General features: G+C 69.2%; 1 pseudogene. It reads left to right on the plus strand.

The features are described from left to right. Positions 1-103 precede the first annotated feature (103 nt). Positions 104-1,338: pseudogene (locus ABZY13_RS33480) on the plus strand (polyketide synthase); the annotation flags it as partial.

Raw genomic sequence — 1,338 nt, forward strand, 5'->3', positions numbered from 1 at the left:
TCAGCCGACGGCTGAGGCGGTGGCCGATCACCTTCTGGCGCTCCTGGACGGCAGGGCCGAAGCCGACGCCGCTGCGGTGGCTCCCGTCCGGCGAGTTGGCAATGACGACGACCCCGTGGTCATCGTCGGCATGGCCTGCCGGTTCCCGGGGGGAGTGTCGACCCCGGAGGAGCTATGGCGGCTGGTCGCCGATGGCGTGGACGCCATCACCGACCTTCCCGAGAACCGCGGTTGGGACCCGGGCATCTACGACCCGGAACCGGGCGCTCCGGGCAAGACCTACGCCCGTTCGGGCGGATTCCTGCACGAAGCCGCCGAGTTCGACGCGGACTTCTTCGGTATCTCCCCGCGTGAGGCGTTGGTGATGGATCCACAGCAGAGGCTGCTGCTGGAGACGTCCTGGGAGGCGTTCGAAAGGGCCGGGATCGACCCGGCGACACTCAAGGGCAGCTCCACCGGTGTCTATGCGGGCGTGATGTACCACGACTACGGCGGGGGCAGCGCCGGCAGCTTCGTCTCTGGCAGGGTCGCTTACACGCTCGGGCTGGAAGGGCCCGCGTTGACGGTGGACACGGCGTGTTCGTCGTCGTTGGTGTCGTTGCATCTGGCGGCGCAGGCGCTGCGGTCGGGGGAGTGCTCCCTGGCGCTCGCCGGCGGTGTGACGGTGATGGGGACGCCGGAGACGCTGGTGTACTTCAGCGAACAGCGCGGACTCGCCCCCGATGGGCGCTGCAAGTCCTTCTCCGATGCGGCAGACGGAGTCGCGTGGGGTGAGGGCGCCGGGGTCTTGCTGTTGGAGCGGTTGTCGGATGCGCGGCGGAACGGGCATCCGGTGCTGGCCGTGGTGCGTGGGTCGGCGGTGAATCAGGATGGTGCGTCGAATGGTCTGACGGCGCCGAACGGTCCGGCGCAGCGCCGGGTGATCCGGCAGGCGCTGGCGAACGCGGGCGTGTCGGCGGCGGATGTCGATGTGGTGGAAGCGCACGGTACCGGCACCCGGTTGGGAGACCCGATCGAGGCACAGGCCCTGCTCGCCACCTACGGCCAGGACCGGTCGCATGACGAGCCGTTGTGGCTGGGGTCGGTCAAGTCGAATCTGGGGCACACGCAGGCTGCTGCGGGTGTCGCGGGGGTCATCAAGATGGTGATGGCGATGCGGCACGGGGTATTGCCGCGATCGCTGCATTTGGATGAGCCCAGTTTGCGGGTGGACTGGTCCGAGGGCCGCGTCGAGCTGCTACGAGAGGCGGTGGTGTGGCCGGATCGGGGGCGGCCGCGTCGTGCGGGGGTGTCGTCGTTCGGGCTGAGCGGGACGAATGCGCATGTGATCGTGGAGCA

Source organism: Streptomyces sp. NPDC006610, assembly GCF_040611575.1.
Classification (GTDB): Bacteria; Actinomycetota; Actinomycetes; order Streptomycetales; family Streptomycetaceae; genus Streptomyces.